This window comes from Vibrio crassostreae (assembly GCF_024347415.1).
Lineage (GTDB): Bacteria > Pseudomonadota > Gammaproteobacteria > Enterobacterales > Vibrionaceae > Vibrio > Vibrio crassostreae.
In genome coordinates this window covers 304894-320290 of record NZ_AP025477.1, presented here as the reverse complement: position 1 = coordinate 320290, position 15397 = coordinate 304894, and the positions used below count along the sequence as shown (strand labels likewise).

Below are 15397 nucleotides of genomic sequence, written 5' to 3'. Positions count from 1 at the left end.
TGATTGGAATAAAAGCACTAAAAATAAATGACACATCGGATTTGTTGTTTATAAAATTTACCCTACTATCCGCCAGCTCAATTAATTCGAGCTAAATAATAAATAATCATGAGGAAAATGTTATGTCTATTACTTTTCAAGGAAATCCTGTTTCAATTTCTGGTCAACTCCCTAAACCTAATCAAGTAGCTCCTAGCTTTACGCTTTGTGACAAAGATTTAAATGATCTAACTTTAGAAAGCTTAAAAGGTAAAAATATTCTATTAAATATTTTCCCTAGTATCGACACTCCTGTCTGTGCAACAAGTGTTCGTAACTTTAACGAAAAAGCAGCCAATTTAGATAATACTATTGTGTTGTGTATTTCTGCCGATATACCTTTTGCTATGAATCGTTTCTGTGGTGCAGAAGGAATTGATAATGTAAAAACGGCTTCTTTCTTCAGAGAGCCTTCTTTCACTGAAAACTTCGGCGTAAACTTAAATGAAGGTGCACTAAAAGGATTTTCAGCAAGAGCAGTTATCGTAATTAATAGTGAAGGTGTTGTAAAATATAGTGAGCTTGTTCCAGAAATCACGACCGAACCAAATTATGAAGCAGCAATGGCAGCAATGGCAGCTTTGGTGTGATTATGCGTAAATTACTTGTTCTTGCAGCTGCTATATATTCAATAAATACTTTGGCGCAGTTTGAAACAACTCAAGCTAGCGAGAGTTTTGGGATTAATCAAGTGGTAACACTTGAACAAAATACCAAATTTGATTTAATTGGCTCTACATTAAAGGTGGGCGATTTAATGCCCTCAGCTCAATTAATTACTTCAAATTTAAAAAAATATGATACAAGTAATAAAAGTCAGTCAATAAAAATATATAATATACTCACATCAGTCGACACCCCAGTATGTGTGCAGCAAGGTATTGAGCTTTCTCAATACATAAAAAACAATACCGATGACCTTTATAATATTGAATTCTACGCAATTAGTGCAGACACGCCTTTTGCTCAGCAACGGTTTATTAAAGAACATTCTATTGAAGGAGTGACGTACCTTTCTGATTCTATAGACCATCAATTTGGACTAAACACAGGGACTCAGATTAAACAGTTAGGATTACTTAGCCGAAGTATTATTGTAACGGATACTAACAACAAGGTTATTTATGCCCAACGAGTACCAGAACTGACAACTATCCCTAGTTTAGGGGAAGCAGTAAAAGTAGCGTTAGCTAATCGTTAGCATTTTAACATTAAGAGGCTTAGGCCTCTTTCTTAAAATCATATCTGATTAATTAATTTTTTATTTTTGGTGCTTAAATTAATATTATTATATCTATGAGTTTTTCGAGAAAAATTATAATTATCATTTCAATTTTGTTGTGTTTTTTTACTTTTAAAACAATTAGCAATATGTCAATTTTTATAGAAAACCTACCAACCATCCAAGAGGCTAACTATTTCCCATATAAGAACACTTTATCTTCTTTACTTGAGACAATTAAATAGTACGATTAACTATATGTAAAAATTCAAACTGAAATATTGGGAGTCTGGATATTTTAAAGGGATGTGATTACGCGTAAAATTATAGTGGTAACTCCTCCAACTGCGAGTAGTTCATCGAGTTTAATTAATATGATTAGGTTAACATTTTCACCTTAATTCAGTAAAGGACTACTCCACTTATCCCACTGAGATAAGAACTATTTTTAGGAACGATGTAATCCTCACAATCTGATCTGGGATCGCCAAAATTTTCTACAGTCCAAATAAATATTTAGAGAAAATATGTATAATCAATTTAAAAATAACTATTTATTGTTAGTTATAGGTAGTCCAATGGTTGAAAAATCGATTGGAGTAAAATAGAAATTATCTAAGGTTTATAATAATGAGTATAGAGCGTTTATTCTTAATAACCAGCAAAAATACTCCATCATTCAAGATTATAGAAGTATTATGAATTATTTTTGCCATATTGGAGAAAGTCATGTCGTTAAAAGTTGCATTAAATTTACTAGAGGAATATCAAGCTTTAACTGGGCAAGAAGGACAGCATATGGATGACCTAAAGCTGGAATTAAAGTGTACCTTTATCCAAAGTAAGTGGCTTGGTGAAGACGATAGACAGAATTTGAGACATCGTGCTTTGAAGTATCTTCAATTAGAAGAAGACTTTTGTTCTTTAATCGATAATGATCCCGCAAACGATCTTGTTATGGAACTCAAATCTCTTCTTCTGAAGTGAGGTTGGCATTGCCCTCTCCTAGGGGGTTTATCGCAAACAAGGGTGGTAGGTTATGATCACCCTCAACATTCATCAGCTTTAACATTTAGCTTTACTGGCCGTCACTTTCTTTCTGAGCTCATACTGCAGTCCGTTCGTTACTATATTTCCTACAAACTGAGCTACCGTGAAATAAAGAAGCTTGTCGCTTCTTCGTGGCGAATGGACGAGACATACATTAACGTCAAAGGTCAAAGGTCAAAGGTCAAAGGTCAAAGGTCAATATTACTCTCGAGCCGTTGATAAGCACGGCCATGTTATTGATTTTTTACTCTGCGAACGCCGTGATGAGAAAGTGGCTCCCGCCTTCTTTGCCAAGGCAATCTGCTATGATGACCAGAAAAAGTGGTTATCGATAAGAGTGGTGCCAACGCGTTAGCGTTGCATAATGTCAATGTTCAACTCGGGCCGATGGGAAAAATACTCAACTTGATTGAAATGTGTCAAATTAAATATCTGAACAATATAGTAGAGCAAAGTCACCGGAAAGTGAAAGGTAAAATGAATCAGTGCCTGGGGTGGAAATCAGATAAGGGAGCCAGTTCCATCCTTATAGGCATGGAACTGTGGACGATAATTAAAAATGAACAGATCGATAATCCTGAAGGCTTATCTGCTTGGGAGCAATTTTACGCCCTAGCACCCTAATTACACCTGAAAATCAGTACTTTTCATTTCTACAAAACTTTGCGACACAACCCCCCGAGGTTTAGTATTGCAATAAACCCCCTCATTAGTGATTGTACTCACTTAACTCAGTGTCCAAAATTGCTGGTGCGGAGCAATATGTCGAAAACCAAGTCCATTGTGCGTTGCTGATGTTTTTAAACATTGTCCTCCCCATTGATGTTGATTCATACTGACTACGTTGATATCGCAGTCTTTGAAATCAAAGTCGAAAAACACATTCGTCGGCTTTTTATTCCATCTGCATACCAACACCCGCATCACCGTAAGAGTGGCTGCCTTCACTATTGCAAAAAGCGCCGCAGATGGGCGCAGGCCTGCGTAATATGCCTAAAAAGTTCAGGAGCCTTATCTGGGGCGACGTCCAAGGCTGTTTTTCTACTCAATTAAGCATGCTGGTTGAGTGGTTCAACAGAGTTACTTGGGAATACCAGACACCACACCCTTTGGGTGTGCGTATTCTACTACAAGAATACACAAGCCAGTTTGTAGCACGGCTCTTGAGAGAGAGCCCATTGTTTTGTTCTTTTAAAAGAACAAAACAATGTCCTTAAAAGGAGTTTAAATAATGCAAATTGTATACGGATATTGTCGTGAAGATGAGGCGGGGAGTTTATTGGACCGCTTTGTTGAACAAGGGGATTTTGTCAGCTTCAAAGTACTGGGCTCGGTCGGGCGTGAATACATGGCATTTGCTGCTTTATTGCCTTTTACTGACCGCCTCCCCTTTCCTTTCTATTGGAAGGGTGTTCATTTCGTTTCGGTTCAAAAACACACTCAATCGGTCCGTCAACTCACACCACCACAATCAAAAAATGCTCGCAAAAAACATTATCGTAAACTCAATAACACGATAATGACCCCTCAAAATTGGAAACAACACGTCAGTCGCAATCGCGGCTTAAAGTATGTAAACGCTTCTTTGTTGCCTTTAAGTAATCAGAAAGATAAGGGGCTCAACGACAACCTGTGAGCTGTAATCGTGATTTAAAGTACGCAAAATCTTCTCTGTTTTCTTTATGAGACGTGCTTTACCCCCTCTCCCGACGATCCGTTTAATTAGCACGCTGCATAGCCTACCTCGGACAACATAACCCGTCTTACCAGCCTCTCAAGGATGTGGTAGGGCTCGCTCCCTTTTCCCCGTCATGACCACGCACATGATAATTTTATCACTTAATAAGGATGTTTATTATGAAAACACGCACCCAGCGCACCCTCATTATCGGGATTGGCGTTGCTGTCTCGACACTTCTTATCACTCAACCTGCTCTGGCTGTCGATATCTTCGCGTCAGGTAAACAAGCCATGAAAGACACGGCGGGCAAAGGCTCTGCGGTTGAAACCGCCATGCTAGGCACAGGGCTTGCGGGGGCGGTCGTCACTGGACTGATGAGCCGTAACTGGTTTGCAGCCGTTGGCGGATTTATTGGTGGCTCAGTCTTGTGGAATGTTGGAGCGCCACTCGTCGGTTTAGGCTAAGGAGTCACAATGGAAGACCCTCATCAGTTTTTCTCTATCCCAAAACACATGAACAAAGGTCGCCGCTGGCTCGGTTTCCCTGTTGATGAACTCATTCCTGCCCTCTGCATTTTTGGCCTCTCATTCTGGCTTAAACACGAAATGATAGGGCTGACGTTATCGCTGGCTTGGTTTGGGGGATTGCGTTACATCAAAGCGCAATACGGTGACAACATCGTGACCCTGTCACTCTATTGGTGGGGGGCTTCTTTTGTCAGTCCCACCCTCTTTAAGCGTACCCCCTCAGCCTGTCGTCGTTACTGGATTTTCTAAGGAGACTCTTCATCATGGATCCATTTGTTAAACGGGATAAGCTGGCCGTCAAAAGCCTCCTCAATCTTTTTTTGAGTGCAGGCTTTCTTTTCATGCTTATCACTAACCTGGTGTTGGGTTACACCAGTTATCGAGCCCTTACCCATCAGAGCCGCACCCTAATCCCACCGACCCTCTCTCAAGCCTTTACGGTGTCGGATGGCACAGTCGATGAGCCTTATCTTGAGCAAATGGCGGATTATCTTCTCTACTTGAAACTCAACATTACGCCAGCCAGCGTTGGACGTCAGTTTGGCCAGTTACTTGAATATTTAGACGAGACAAGCTGGCACATCGTTCAACCTAAGCTGCTTCGAGAAGCCACGGTAATTAAAAAAGACAACATCAGCAGCCAATTTTCTGTCGAGTCTGTCCGTATTTCTCTCAACACGCTCCAAGTGCAACTCTATGGGAAACTCCAAAAGCACGTAGGCCAACGCGCCCTAGAGCCGGAGATGAAGTGGTATCAAGTCAACTTTAGCTATGACCAAGGCGTCATAGGTTTACTCTCCATTGAAGAAGTCGAGGTCGACACCGATGAATCTTTATGAGCAATCATTCACCCCATCGCCGCAATGGCACCCTTATTTTTTGTCCATCGCGCTTTGGGTGGTATTTTTCATCCCCTCTTTTGCTCTGGCTGAAAATGCCGCCATGGTGAGCTATGAGTTTGACGAAGGTGACACGATCCCCTTGTCACTCTCTTCCATTAACGTGAACCGTTTGCTGGTCAAAAATGACCGTATTATTTCGATCGTCTGCCCGAAAGGGTTTTGCACCTCAACGGGTAACCAAAAAGACGCTTCCGGCTCCATCACTTTAAAAATCAACCTTCCTTTACCGTTTACCGCGCACCTGACGACAGAAAAAGGGCGTTTGTTTGCGCTGTTTATTACCCCCAAAGCCACCCCGTCTTTGGTCACGGAGTTTGTTTGGTCGCAAAACTACAAAGAGCAGCAAAGCCCGATTGAGCAGGCGGCGGATTATCCCGCCGCCATGACAGCGCTCACCAAAGCCATGATGCGTTTTGTTCATGATGGCGCCCCCATCGCCGGCTTTAAACGTCACGACGTTGACCCCAAAACCTTACCCAAAGATGCAGCGTCACTGGCCATCATCCCTCAAACGGTCTTCGTTGGTCGTGATTACTCTGGGGTGGTTTATCAACTAAAAAATCAAAGCCGCAGTGACATGACACTGACCACCGCACAGTTCTACAGCTATTCCGCACGCTCAGCCGCGCTCGATACCTATCAGTTAAAACCTGGGCAAACCACCACGCTTTATCTCATTACCGGAGGAGGCGCCACCCATGATCGATAAACCCAAAGACGCCTTTGACCGCTTTAAAAAACGCGTCTTCAAAGATACCGACGGTGACTTTGAAGACGGTGGCACGGTCAATGCCGTAACAAGAAAGCGCAATCGCACCATTACGTTCACGGTATTGCTGGTGCTTGCCGCCCTGGCTTTTGCTGTTTGGCGGTTAACATTGCCTCCCCAAGAGCAAAGCAAGGACATTCAAGACGTCGGATTTGGTGCTGTCGTCACCGATGATTTTACCGACAAAGACAACCAGTCCGCCCTGACGTTTCAACAAGATAAAATCAACCAAATCGAGCAAAGCTTAGCGCGGTTCGAAGGCACCTTAAGTCGCTTTGGACAAAGCTTAACCTCTGAGTTGGAGAATATTAAAAAAGCCAATGAGCGCGATAAAGCATCGCAATTGACGGAGCTTGAGCAGCAGATGCAACAAAAGCTCGATGAAGTTGACGCGCTCAAGGTCCAACTTGAGACGCAATTAGCCTCAGCCCTCAATGCAGGCGATCCTTCGAATCAACATAGCGTAGAGATCCATCAGGGAAGCACTTTTGGCCAATACAAACTGCCCCCAAGACCTGCCATTAATAGCAACATAGATACCGCCAAGGTGAATGAGTTCCAGTACCAAGAGCAAGATGATGTGGCCTTTAGCGGGGATGCCTTTGATAGTTTTGAATTTCACTGGCAAGCCAGTGTAGAGGAGAGACAATCCCGTCGCACGACCGATAACTACGTGCCAACAGGCACCTTTGTGACCGCCGTGATCACCGGCGGCGCAGACGCTAATGGGGGCGTCTCTGGACAAGGGGATACCTCACCGATTGTCTTTCAGACCGTCAATCAGGGGATTTTACCCAACGGTGAGCAATCCAAATTAAAGAATTGCACGATCACCGGTGCCGTTTACGGCGAAATCTCATCCAGTCGCGGCGTCGCTCGCACCAATAGAATGAGCTGCATCCACCCTAATGGCGATATTCTCGATATCCCCGTCAATGCGACCGTGTTTAACTTTGGGCGCAATGGTATTCGCGGTACCACCATTATGAAAAACGGTAAAATCGTTCAAATGGCCGGCATTGCGGGGATCTTGCAAGGTGTCGGTGATGCGGGTAAAGCCCTGGCACAAACCACGACACCGACGGCGCTCGGACCAAGTCAAAGCATCAACAGCGATAAAATTGGGTTGAATCTGCTTGGCGGCGCCACGGAAAGCGTTGGCAGCAAATTGGCGGACTACTACATCAAACTGGCCGAGCTCTATCATCCGATAGTGGAAGTCAATCCTGGTGCCATCGTCAATATTGTCTTTTTGGAAGGCTTTCCATTAGATCCCTTATTGGCCGATGAATACGAAACACGCATGAATGAGCAGCGTGAGCAAGTCTCCAACAGCAACCAGCTCTTGGATGTCATCACCAACGCTCCCTCTCTTCCACAAACCACTCAAACTGCCCCCATCAATCCATTAGCGCAAAAAATAACCCAACAAGGGTTAAGCGACGTGGGCTTTGGGCGTGAGGAATAACCATGAATAGGCATTCTTTGTTCTCACTATCGATCCTCTTAGGTCTAACCGGTTGCAGCGCGGGCTTTGAGAGTGAATACAGTTGCGATAAGGTCGGCGGCGTTTCAGGTTGCGTCACCATGAACGAGGTTCGAAACAACCTATACGGTTATACCGGAGACAGTGGCAACGCCACCGTCTCTCCTCAATCTCGTCTCGCCCCACCTTCTGTCTTTACCTTACTGCCAAGGCGTAGCCGAGATGGGGAGCCTGAGCGAAGCCAAGAAGAGGTTAAAAAACTCACCGTCTTCCCTTTCATAGACAAAGACAATCACTACATCGATACGATGGATGTCTACTTTGTCTTAGACGATAGCCGTTGGTCTGGGCGCCCTGCGCGCGCGATTTGGAAAGATTGATTAGGAAAAAAAGAAACGAAGATTAAACATCATTTTTATCATGGGCGCGCGACATTCAGTCTCAGCCTTCTCTCAATTAGGGGGGAATCCATCAAGCGATCCAAGATTGTGTCACGCCCCCTAACATTAAAATAGAAAAAGGGGTCCCCCATGTTTTCCTCCTCACGCAGTGGCTTATCCGCCTTATTTCAAGAGGCCAAGCAAGCCCAAAACCACCTTCACCATGAACTGCCGTATCGAGACTACGATCCCATTGAGCAGGTGTTCGACAATATTCACTCTCGCGGTTTTGGTTTTAAAATCAGTCTCCTTGGGGGCGCTAACGACGATTTAATTCAGTCGTTAAGCCACCTTATGGGGGATTTACCCGCAGGGGATAAATGGGATTATCAAGTGCAGCTTTTTGGTCACAACCGAGTGGCGCACTATCTCGAAGGGAACCAAGCCCTTCTCAGTCAGCGGGGCGGTATCTGTCAGAAAATGGCCAACGATGACGCCATTTACGCCCACTACGCGGCGCAACACGGGTTTCTACATAGGCAAAAAAACAATCGCTTTGATTTGCGCGACTACGACGCATTCTTTTTTGTCTCCACCACGGAAAAAGACCCACAAGAGCTGCTTGATGCGAGAATGACTCTAGAAACGGGGCTGGCGCAGCTTGGTTTTGATTTACTGCCCGTCACGCCTGAGGGACTGTTGACCAGCGTCGGTGATACCTTAAACTTTGATAAAAGCCAAGACAGACCCAATGAAAAAAGCTACAACCCATTAGAACCTTTGAACCTGCAAGCGTTATCTCCCGATACCGAAGCGTTAACCCATCGTGGTCATATCGCCACCCGTCATACCAATGACCAAGGGGAAGAGGTACGCACACGCCTTGTTCATTTAGGGCTTTCTCGATTGCCTGGTGATTATCGCTTGTACGCTTTACCAGAAGCCTTTTCTTCAATCCGTAATGTGTCGCGTAACATCACTTGCCCTCATCGCGTTACCTTGAGTTTTCGCAATGAGCCAACCGGTAAGCAAAATGCGGATAACGATAACAAGATAAAAGACTTAACCAAGACGGTGAACAGCCAAATGGCGATACTCGCGCCCATGGCTGAAGATGAACTCAAAGAGCGCAAAGCCTTGCAAAAAGGGTTGTTGTCTAAAGAGTTCACCATTGCATCTATGGTGCTCACGGTCTCGCTGATGACCGATAAAGCCCACCAGAAAAAAGACACCCAAGCGGCGAAGGAGTCATTTAGCCATGCTGGCCTTGACATCATTCCACTGAAAATGAATCAGCCACAAGCGCTGCTCTCCACGTTGCCTTTTATGATGAGTGAAGGATTATGGGGCGATTGTAAAAAAGCGGGGCGCGTTCGTACCTTAAAGAGCTCTAACCTGGTGAATTTCTTTCCGCTCATCATGGACTTTAGCCAGCTCAAAGGTGGCGTATTGCTGCCCACTATGCGCCAACAAATTTCGTTCTTTAACCCTTTCACCTGTGGCAGTGATAACCAAAACATCGCCCTGACGGGAGGCTCAGGCGCAGGGAAAAGCTTCCTAGTCCAAGAAATCGCTGAAACGGTTTACGCCATGGGCGGTAAAGTGTGGATCCTCGATAAAGGAGCCAGCTATAAAAAGCTGACCCTGAGCCTTGGGGGGACCTACATGACCCACGCCAACATCTTCTTAAACCCGTTCACGCATTTAGGCGCCATGCAAAGTGCTGAGTTTGAGTTTGTGGATGATGACGGCAGACCTGTCGATCCCATGATGGAAGCGCTCGATAATATCACGGCGTTGTTTGCCACCATCGCGTCACCCTACGTACCACTGACGGCGTTTCAACAAAGCGTCTTAGGCGATGCGATAGTGACGGCATGGGAGCGTAAAGGTCATCAAGTCTTGGTGGATGATGTCAGAGACGCCTTGATTGAGATTGCTGGAGAAGAAAGCGACCGACGCATTAAAGACATAGCGGTGCAACTGAAAAAGTTCTGCACAGATGGCATGTACAAAGACGTGTTCAACAAGCCATCCATGCTCGACCCCAATGTGGAAATCACCACGCTTGAACTCGATGGGTTCCCGCCTGCTGTGCTCAGACCCGTGATTTTTGCTCTCATGGTGTCGATTAACCAGCAGATGTACCTAGCTGGATCTCGCTCTACCCCAAAGCTGTGCATCATTGAAGAGGCCTGGAGCCTCCTCTCTGGGGCAAACGAGCAAGCGAGGGAGTTCATCAACACCGGTTATCGCACCGCCCGTAAGTTCGGCGGCGCTTTTTGTACGGTGACTCAAGGGATTGAAGACTTCTTTAGTAACGAGGAAGCCAAAGCCTGCTACAACAACTCAGACATTCACATCATTCTTCGTCAAGGGGAAGGGTTTGATAAGTATCTGCTCCAAAACCCGGATGCCTTCTCACCGTTTGAGCAGCGCATCATTAAAAGCTTCGCCCCGTCTGTTGAAGCAGGATACAGCAGCGCGCGCATCAAAGCGGGTGGCCATGTCACCTATCACCGCTTTTTCGCCTCTCCGGTGAAACGCGCCATGTTCTCAACCGAGCCTAAGGAGTTTGAGTATTGTGAAAATCTTTATAAACAAGGCCAATCACTGGAGCGCGCCATTGAGCAAACCTCCAGGCACTTTTATGGCAAAGACATTGACGCCTTTAATCAAGCCATTGGGGCAAGCACTTAGTTTGCTGCCTTTTATCCTCGCAGCAGGCATGGCCACTTTTAACGCTCACGGGAAAGCGCTGGGGCAAGTCGCCCCGGTCTTCCCTATCGGTGAAATCGACATGCTGGAGTGGATTGACCAAAGGCTTAGGCAGTTTGAGGCCAGTGGGAAACTGGCGGACATGCAAAACGAATTCACGGAGCGCGCCCTGCAAAGCATTGAAAACCCGCCGCCGGTTGCAGGCTTAACCACCACAACCGATCCCCGCACCTTTTACGTAGATCCAAGCATCACTCTCCCTAAAGACATCATCGCCCCCACCACGGGGGCCGTGATTGCCAAAGCGGGCACCAGAGTGAACCCCTTTGATAGCCGCACTTGGCCAAAGGTAGACGGTCAAGACGTTCTGCCTCTATTTGAGCTCAGTAAGGTGTTGGTCTTTTTTGATGCCAGAGACGCGCAGCAACGAAGGTTCGCCAGCGAGTATCAAAACGCCAAGCCAATCAAGTGGGTGCTGACGGGAGGCAGCCCGAATAAAATGGCGACCTTACTTGATGCAAGAATGTATTTTGCGCAGCAAGGCCACTTAACCCAATCGCTTAACATCACTCACGTCCCGGCCATTGCCTATCAAGATGGCACGCGCTGGCGCATCGATGAAGTGAACGTATCGGGTTTGCAGCCCTTGGAAGTAGAGCAATGATAATAAAATGGCCTTAGAAGTGCGCGCCTCCCCTTGATCATGCTTCCAATATCACTTCTTTTTCTATTAACCAAGCTCGCTTTTGGCTGCGATAATGTGGCGAAGCCTGTTGTCGAGACAAAAGGAGTCCCACGCTCTGCGTGGAAAAAGGACCTCACCATGACTCAACGACACTTGCGTTTACTGTTGTGCTGCCTATTGGTTTTTATTGCCCCATCAACCCTAGCAGCCAGTGCGGCGTGTAAAAGCCGTTTTATTAACCCCATTACCGATATTTGTTGGGATTGTTTGTTCCCGATGACCATAGGCTCATCCACGGTCATGCCGTCCAAATATCCAGACACCAATAACCCCACAATGCCTATCTCTTATTGCCCGAAACCGCCGCCTATCTTTGTGCAAATCGGCATCAACATTGGCTATTGGGAGCCTTATGCCTTAACCGATATCACGCGCGTCCCTTATTGTATGGTGAACATGGGCGTGCAAATGTCAGGCGCCAACACTCAGCGTATCGGTGGTCGCGTGACCGCTCGTGACAGTGACAGCAGTGACGGAGGTTTTTATCACGCCCATTGGTATAAGTACCCCATCATTTATTGGCTGCAACTGATGCAATCCACCGCCTGCATGGCCACAGATGTGTTTGATGTTGCCTACATGACGGAAATTGACCCACTTTGGGACGACGATGAGTTATCCCTCATTCTCAATCCCGAAGCGTTACTGTTTGGTAACCTAGTGGCTCAGCTTGCGTGTGTGCCCGAAGCCATGTTGACCTCCACTAACGCAGCCTTACCTATTGATGCGTTATTTTGGTGTTTAGGCTCACAGGGCAGTGCCTATCCGCTTACTGGCACCACCAACTATCGAGACACGCCCATCCAGGCGGCGACACTCTTGATGCAAAAGCTTAACTACAAACTGCATCGACAAGGGATCATCTGGGAGACGCGCGGCGAAGATGGCGCGATTTGTTATCAATATCCCGATCCTATTTTGCCAAAATCTCGTTATCGGTATCAAATGTCGGGGCCTATTCCCGATGCCGCCTGGTGTCACCCGTACACCACCACGACCACGCTCTGGGAAGCCGGCCATGACAATCCGGTCACAGGGGATAACTTTGGTTTTGTACAATGGCGAAAGCGCAACTGTGTCTTTTTATAAGGTGACGCGATGATGCCCATTCCTATCCACAAAAATGAGACTGACCTATTCATTACCAGTCACCCTGACTCCCTTACCGATTTTTTAAAAACAGACCTCGCCAACAACAAGCACATTTACTGCTGTTTCCCGCTCTCGCAGTTTTGCTTCTCGTTTTGTCGCGCTCTCAATGCTCGTCAGGGGCAGTCAATCAGCTGCCAAAACGCTCACACCCTCTACCCACCCTTTCAGCGGCCATAATGAAGAGGTTACTATGACCATGCCATCTTTTGAGAGCACCTTTAGGCACTCTCTTGTTTTTCTGTGTTTTTTTATTGCGTTACCCACCCAGTCTTACACGGAGCAAGAGCTCAAAGCTTTTGCCAAGCTTGAGCAAAAAATGACTCAACAACCGGAGGCGGCGAAGGCGGGGGCCACTGACGACATACAAAATAAAGCCCAGGCTTATCGAGAAGAAGCGCTGACGCTCAGCCGCAACGTTCAAGACTTGGTCAAAGAAGAGACTCTTTCCCCCTTACTGGAAAGACAAAAGCCCACGCGCCACCCTGATCAAGCCCCCAAAGGGGTAATGGTGTTTGTGTCACTCACCATGCCCAAGACCGCGCTAAAACAGCTTCTGATGCAAAGTGAACACTTAGGCGTGCCACTGGTGATACGCGGTGTCTTACCCGAAGGTTTTCCGGCCACGGTCAAGCGGATCGAGGCCTTGATACGCTCACCCAATAAGGCGCCCATTCAAAGCGGCTTTTCCATCAGCCCCGATTGGTTTAAGCAATTTGATATTCACCACGTACCGGCCTTTGTTTCGGTCAAACAAAACCGCTGCTTGCCTAAGCAGCCTTGCAAAGCCAGTGACTACGACATCCTTTACGGCAACATTTCACTTTACCAAGCTCTGGATTACCTCGCTGCCGGGGATGCGCAGCAAAACATTCACCCGCTGCTGCGCACGCTCTATTCCCAATAACCCTCTCTCGCCCCAATTTTTGATGAGGTGCTCTATATGCGCATTGACCTTTGGACTGCGCTCACGCTCAGTCTTTTATCCAATATCTCGCTTGCCAGCGAACAACACACCTTTACCGAGAGCGCTCATTGGGCGAAAAAAACGGCAAACCAAGCTCTCACGCCTCATGCCCTTCCGCTCAATGTCGAGGACTATTGCAAAGACGCCACGTGTCGAAAAGAGATCCGCAGTCCAAAAGAATCCACACTGTCAGACAGTGAGATCAATGCACAAAAAGGGACAGAATTTATGACCAATGAATGGGCTCAAGACATCAACACCCATTTCAATAAAGGGCGCCCCGATGTTAAAAGCGATCCGGCGATGCGCTTCGCCTTACTTGGCCAAGAGAATGCTTTTGAAATCACTCACGGCCTCTCAAATGCCTATGTGGATTGTGATAGCGGCTCCCAGTGCCTTATCGAACACATTCCTAAACAGTGTCATCGTCCAACGAATAACAATGTGCCTTGTACAAAAGTCCCCGTTGCCACCGTGGTTACTGGCCATGTCACCTACCGCTGCCCTACGGGCTGGACAAAGCAAGGGGATAATTGCCAACGCCCTCTCTCACAATGCCGACACGATAATCACAATTACGTGAGGCAAACGGGGGGAACAAGAGTGTTTTCAGGGTCAGATACCACGTATTTCTGGGATGGGAAGGTTGTCTCTCCCAACCAAGGCTACACGCTTGGCGATTTAAAACAGGCCGACCACATTACCTGGAAAGGTAGCGAATCCTGGTATAAACGCTACCAGATTTGTCGACCCACCACACAAACGAAAAAAGCCACGCTAAGCTGCTCAAACGGGTTCACCTTATCCGGCGGGAACTGCATCAAGAACACCATGACCTGGCGAACACAATGCAGCCTGATGAACTCGTGCAATGTCACTCATCAGCAATGCATTGAAGGTCGAGCCACCCGCACCATTAATGGTATTCCGACCACGCTCGATTGCTGGAAATATCGGGTCAACCATCAGTGTGACCGACCGGATACCTGCGCAGCTCTTCCGAAAGACTGTACGACTCAAACTCAACATTGCCGCCTTAAGCAAAATGGGGTGTGCATTGAGCAAGAGGTCACAAAGAGCTGTGCTGAGAAGACATGCCGAGCCACTGACCTGCAATGTGGTGAGCACTCCTTCTGTCTTGACGGAGAGTGCTACGTGGAGGCGCCCAAACTGAACAGCCATTTTGATAAGTCCGTTGCGGCCTTAGCAGGGCTTGCCGAAGCCGTGAAAGACATCGGAGACCCACCCAAAATATTCACGGGTAAACCGATGAAGTGCAATAAGAAACTCGCGGGCTTTAACGATTGTTGCAAAGACTCAGGATGGGGGCAAGGATTGGGAGCAAAATGCAGCGAAGCGGAAGAAGCGCTGGGGAAAGCCAAGGAGAAAGGCTTAACCCTGTACGTGGGGCAATACTGCGCCAAGAAAGTGCTGGGTGTCTGCACACGTAAAAAGCGCAGTTACTGCGTTTACGACAACAAGCTGGCCAAAATCATTCAAGAGCAAGGCTCTATTCAGCAACTGGGTAAAAGGTTGGGCAGTGCAAAAAATCCCACCTGCGCCGCCATTACGCCCGAAGAACTGGGTCAAATCAACTTTGAACACATTGATTTTAAAGAGTTCTACCCGGAAATGCGAGCCAACACCAAGCTCCCCAACTTTGATGAAATCAAGCAACGACTTCAAAGTGCCACGGGCGGATAACAGGCGGCTCTATACCAACGGCACACCATGACATACACACCTCAATGATCAAGAAGGA

The 15397-nt window shown here is 46.8% G+C and carries 15 protein-coding genes and 1 pseudogene; all 16 read left to right on the top strand.

The genetic code is table 11. The features are described from left to right. The first annotated feature begins 122 nt into the window (after positions 1-122). The 16 genes and pseudogenes from tpx to traN all read left to right on the top strand — a co-directional run bounded on the left by tpx (position 123) and on the right by traN (position 15339). Positions 123-629 carry a thiol peroxidase gene (gene tpx / locus OC193_RS17210; protein WP_048660439.1) on the top strand — a complete coding sequence of 169 codons (507 nt, stop codon included), beginning with the start codon at positions 123-125 and terminating at the stop codon, positions 627-629. A 2-nt stretch (positions 630-631) separates the two neighbouring features. Continuing rightward, a complete protein-coding gene (locus OC193_RS17205; protein WP_048660440.1) occupies positions 632-1240 on the top strand; it encodes a peroxiredoxin in 609 nt (202 codons plus the stop codon). Between the two features lie 750 nt (positions 1241-1990). After that, complete coding sequence (locus OC193_RS17200; RefSeq protein ID WP_048660441.1) at positions 1991-2248, top strand: hypothetical protein; 258 nt, start codon at positions 1991-1993, stop codon at positions 2246-2248. A gap of 42 nt (positions 2249-2290) precedes the next feature. Then, a pseudogene (locus OC193_RS17195) lies at positions 2291-2935 on the top strand (IS6 family transposase). Between the two features lie 607 nt (positions 2936-3542). Beyond that, positions 3543-3947, top strand: coding sequence for a hypothetical protein (locus OC193_RS17190; RefSeq protein WP_048660444.1), 405 nt, complete (start codon positions 3543-3545; stop codon positions 3945-3947). A 221-nt stretch (positions 3948-4168) separates the two neighbouring features. Then, positions 4169-4456 carry a type IV conjugative transfer system pilin TraA gene (gene traA, locus OC193_RS17185; RefSeq protein WP_048660445.1) on the top strand — a complete coding sequence of 96 codons (288 nt, stop codon included), beginning with the start codon at positions 4169-4171 and terminating at the stop codon, positions 4454-4456. A gap of 9 nt (positions 4457-4465) precedes the next feature. Continuing rightward, complete coding sequence (traL, locus tag OC193_RS17180) at positions 4466-4768, top strand: type IV conjugative transfer system protein TraL (protein WP_048660447.1); 303 nt, start codon at positions 4466-4468, stop codon at positions 4766-4768. A 14-nt stretch (positions 4769-4782) separates the two neighbouring features. After that, entirely contained in the window at positions 4783-5358 is a 576-nt protein-coding gene (traE, locus tag OC193_RS17175; protein ID WP_048666333.1) for a type IV conjugative transfer system protein TraE, read from the top strand. Then, positions 5345-6130, top strand: coding sequence for a type-F conjugative transfer system secretin TraK (traK, locus tag OC193_RS17170; RefSeq protein WP_080967973.1), 786 nt, complete (start codon positions 5345-5347; stop codon positions 6128-6130). Before traE ends, traK begins: the two co-directional genes overlap by 14 nt. Further along, on the top strand, positions 6120-7658 hold the full coding sequence (locus tag OC193_RS17165) for a TrbI/VirB10 family protein (RefSeq protein WP_261978798.1): 1539 nt from the start codon (positions 6120-6122) through the stop codon (positions 7656-7658). Before traK ends, OC193_RS17165 begins: the two co-directional genes overlap by 11 nt. A gap of 2 nt (positions 7659-7660) precedes the next feature. After that, positions 7661-8056: a type IV conjugative transfer system lipoprotein TraV gene (traV, locus tag OC193_RS17160; protein ID WP_048657865.1), complete on the top strand. Its 396-nt coding sequence runs from the start codon at positions 7661-7663 to the stop codon at positions 8054-8056. Positions 8057-8206: 150 nt separating this feature from the next. After that, positions 8207-10756 carry a type IV secretion system protein TraC gene (gene traC / locus OC193_RS17155; protein WP_132982767.1) on the top strand — a complete coding sequence of 850 codons (2550 nt, stop codon included), beginning with the start codon at positions 8207-8209 and terminating at the stop codon, positions 10754-10756. Then, positions 10707-11438 (top strand): type-F conjugative transfer system protein TraW, encoded by a 732-nt coding sequence (gene traW, locus OC193_RS17150; protein WP_080967974.1) that lies wholly within the window; start codon positions 10707-10709, stop codon positions 11436-11438. The genes traC and traW overlap by 50 nt, the downstream gene beginning before the upstream one ends. Positions 11439-11597: 159 nt before the next feature. Next, on the top strand, positions 11598-12608 hold the full coding sequence (gene traU / locus OC193_RS17145; protein WP_048666356.1) for a conjugal transfer pilus assembly protein TraU: 1011 nt from the start codon (positions 11598-11600) through the stop codon (positions 12606-12608). A gap of 253 nt (positions 12609-12861) precedes the next feature. After that, positions 12862-13575 (top strand): type-F conjugative transfer system pilin assembly protein TrbC, encoded by a 714-nt coding sequence (gene trbC / locus OC193_RS17140; protein WP_048667239.1) that lies wholly within the window; start codon positions 12862-12864, stop codon positions 13573-13575. Between the two features lie 36 nt (positions 13576-13611). Then, entirely contained in the window at positions 13612-15339 is a 1728-nt protein-coding gene (gene traN / locus OC193_RS17135) for a type-F conjugative transfer system mating-pair stabilization protein TraN (protein WP_048667241.1), read from the top strand. Positions 15340-15397: the final 58 nt, after the last annotated feature.

Coding starts and splice junctions, on each gene's coding strand:
- OC193_RS17205 (WP_048660440.1), top strand. CDS start 632: ATGCGTAAATTACTTGTTCTTGCAGCTGCTATATATTCAATAAATACT.
- traV (WP_048657865.1), top strand. CDS start 7,661: ATGAATAGGCATTCTTTGTTCTCACTATCGATCCTCTTAGGTCTAACC.
- traL (WP_048660447.1), top strand. CDS start 4,466: ATGGAAGACCCTCATCAGTTTTTCTCTATCCCAAAACACATGAACAAA.
- traA (WP_048660445.1), top strand. CDS start 4,169: ATGAAAACACGCACCCAGCGCACCCTCATTATCGGGATTGGCGTTGCT.
- traN (WP_048667241.1), top strand. CDS start 13,612: ATGCGCATTGACCTTTGGACTGCGCTCACGCTCAGTCTTTTATCCAAT.
- OC193_RS17190 (WP_048660444.1), top strand. CDS start 3,543: ATGCAAATTGTATACGGATATTGTCGTGAAGATGAGGCGGGGAGTTTA.
- traC (WP_132982767.1), top strand. CDS start 8,207: ATGTTTTCCTCCTCACGCAGTGGCTTATCCGCCTTATTTCAAGAGGCC.
- traW (WP_080967974.1), top strand. CDS start 10,707: ATGGCAAAGACATTGACGCCTTTAATCAAGCCATTGGGGCAAGCACTT.
- OC193_RS17200 (WP_048660441.1), top strand. CDS start 1,991: ATGTCGTTAAAAGTTGCATTAAATTTACTAGAGGAATATCAAGCTTTA.
- trbC (WP_048667239.1), top strand. CDS start 12,862: ATGACCATGCCATCTTTTGAGAGCACCTTTAGGCACTCTCTTGTTTTT.
- tpx (WP_048660439.1), top strand. CDS start 123: ATGTCTATTACTTTTCAAGGAAATCCTGTTTCAATTTCTGGTCAACTC.
- OC193_RS17165 (WP_261978798.1), top strand. CDS start 6,120: ATGATCGATAAACCCAAAGACGCCTTTGACCGCTTTAAAAAACGCGTC.
- traK (WP_080967973.1), top strand. CDS start 5,345: ATGAATCTTTATGAGCAATCATTCACCCCATCGCCGCAATGGCACCCT.
- traU (WP_048666356.1), top strand. CDS start 11,598: ATGACTCAACGACACTTGCGTTTACTGTTGTGCTGCCTATTGGTTTTT.
- traE (WP_048666333.1), top strand. CDS start 4,783: ATGGATCCATTTGTTAAACGGGATAAGCTGGCCGTCAAAAGCCTCCTC.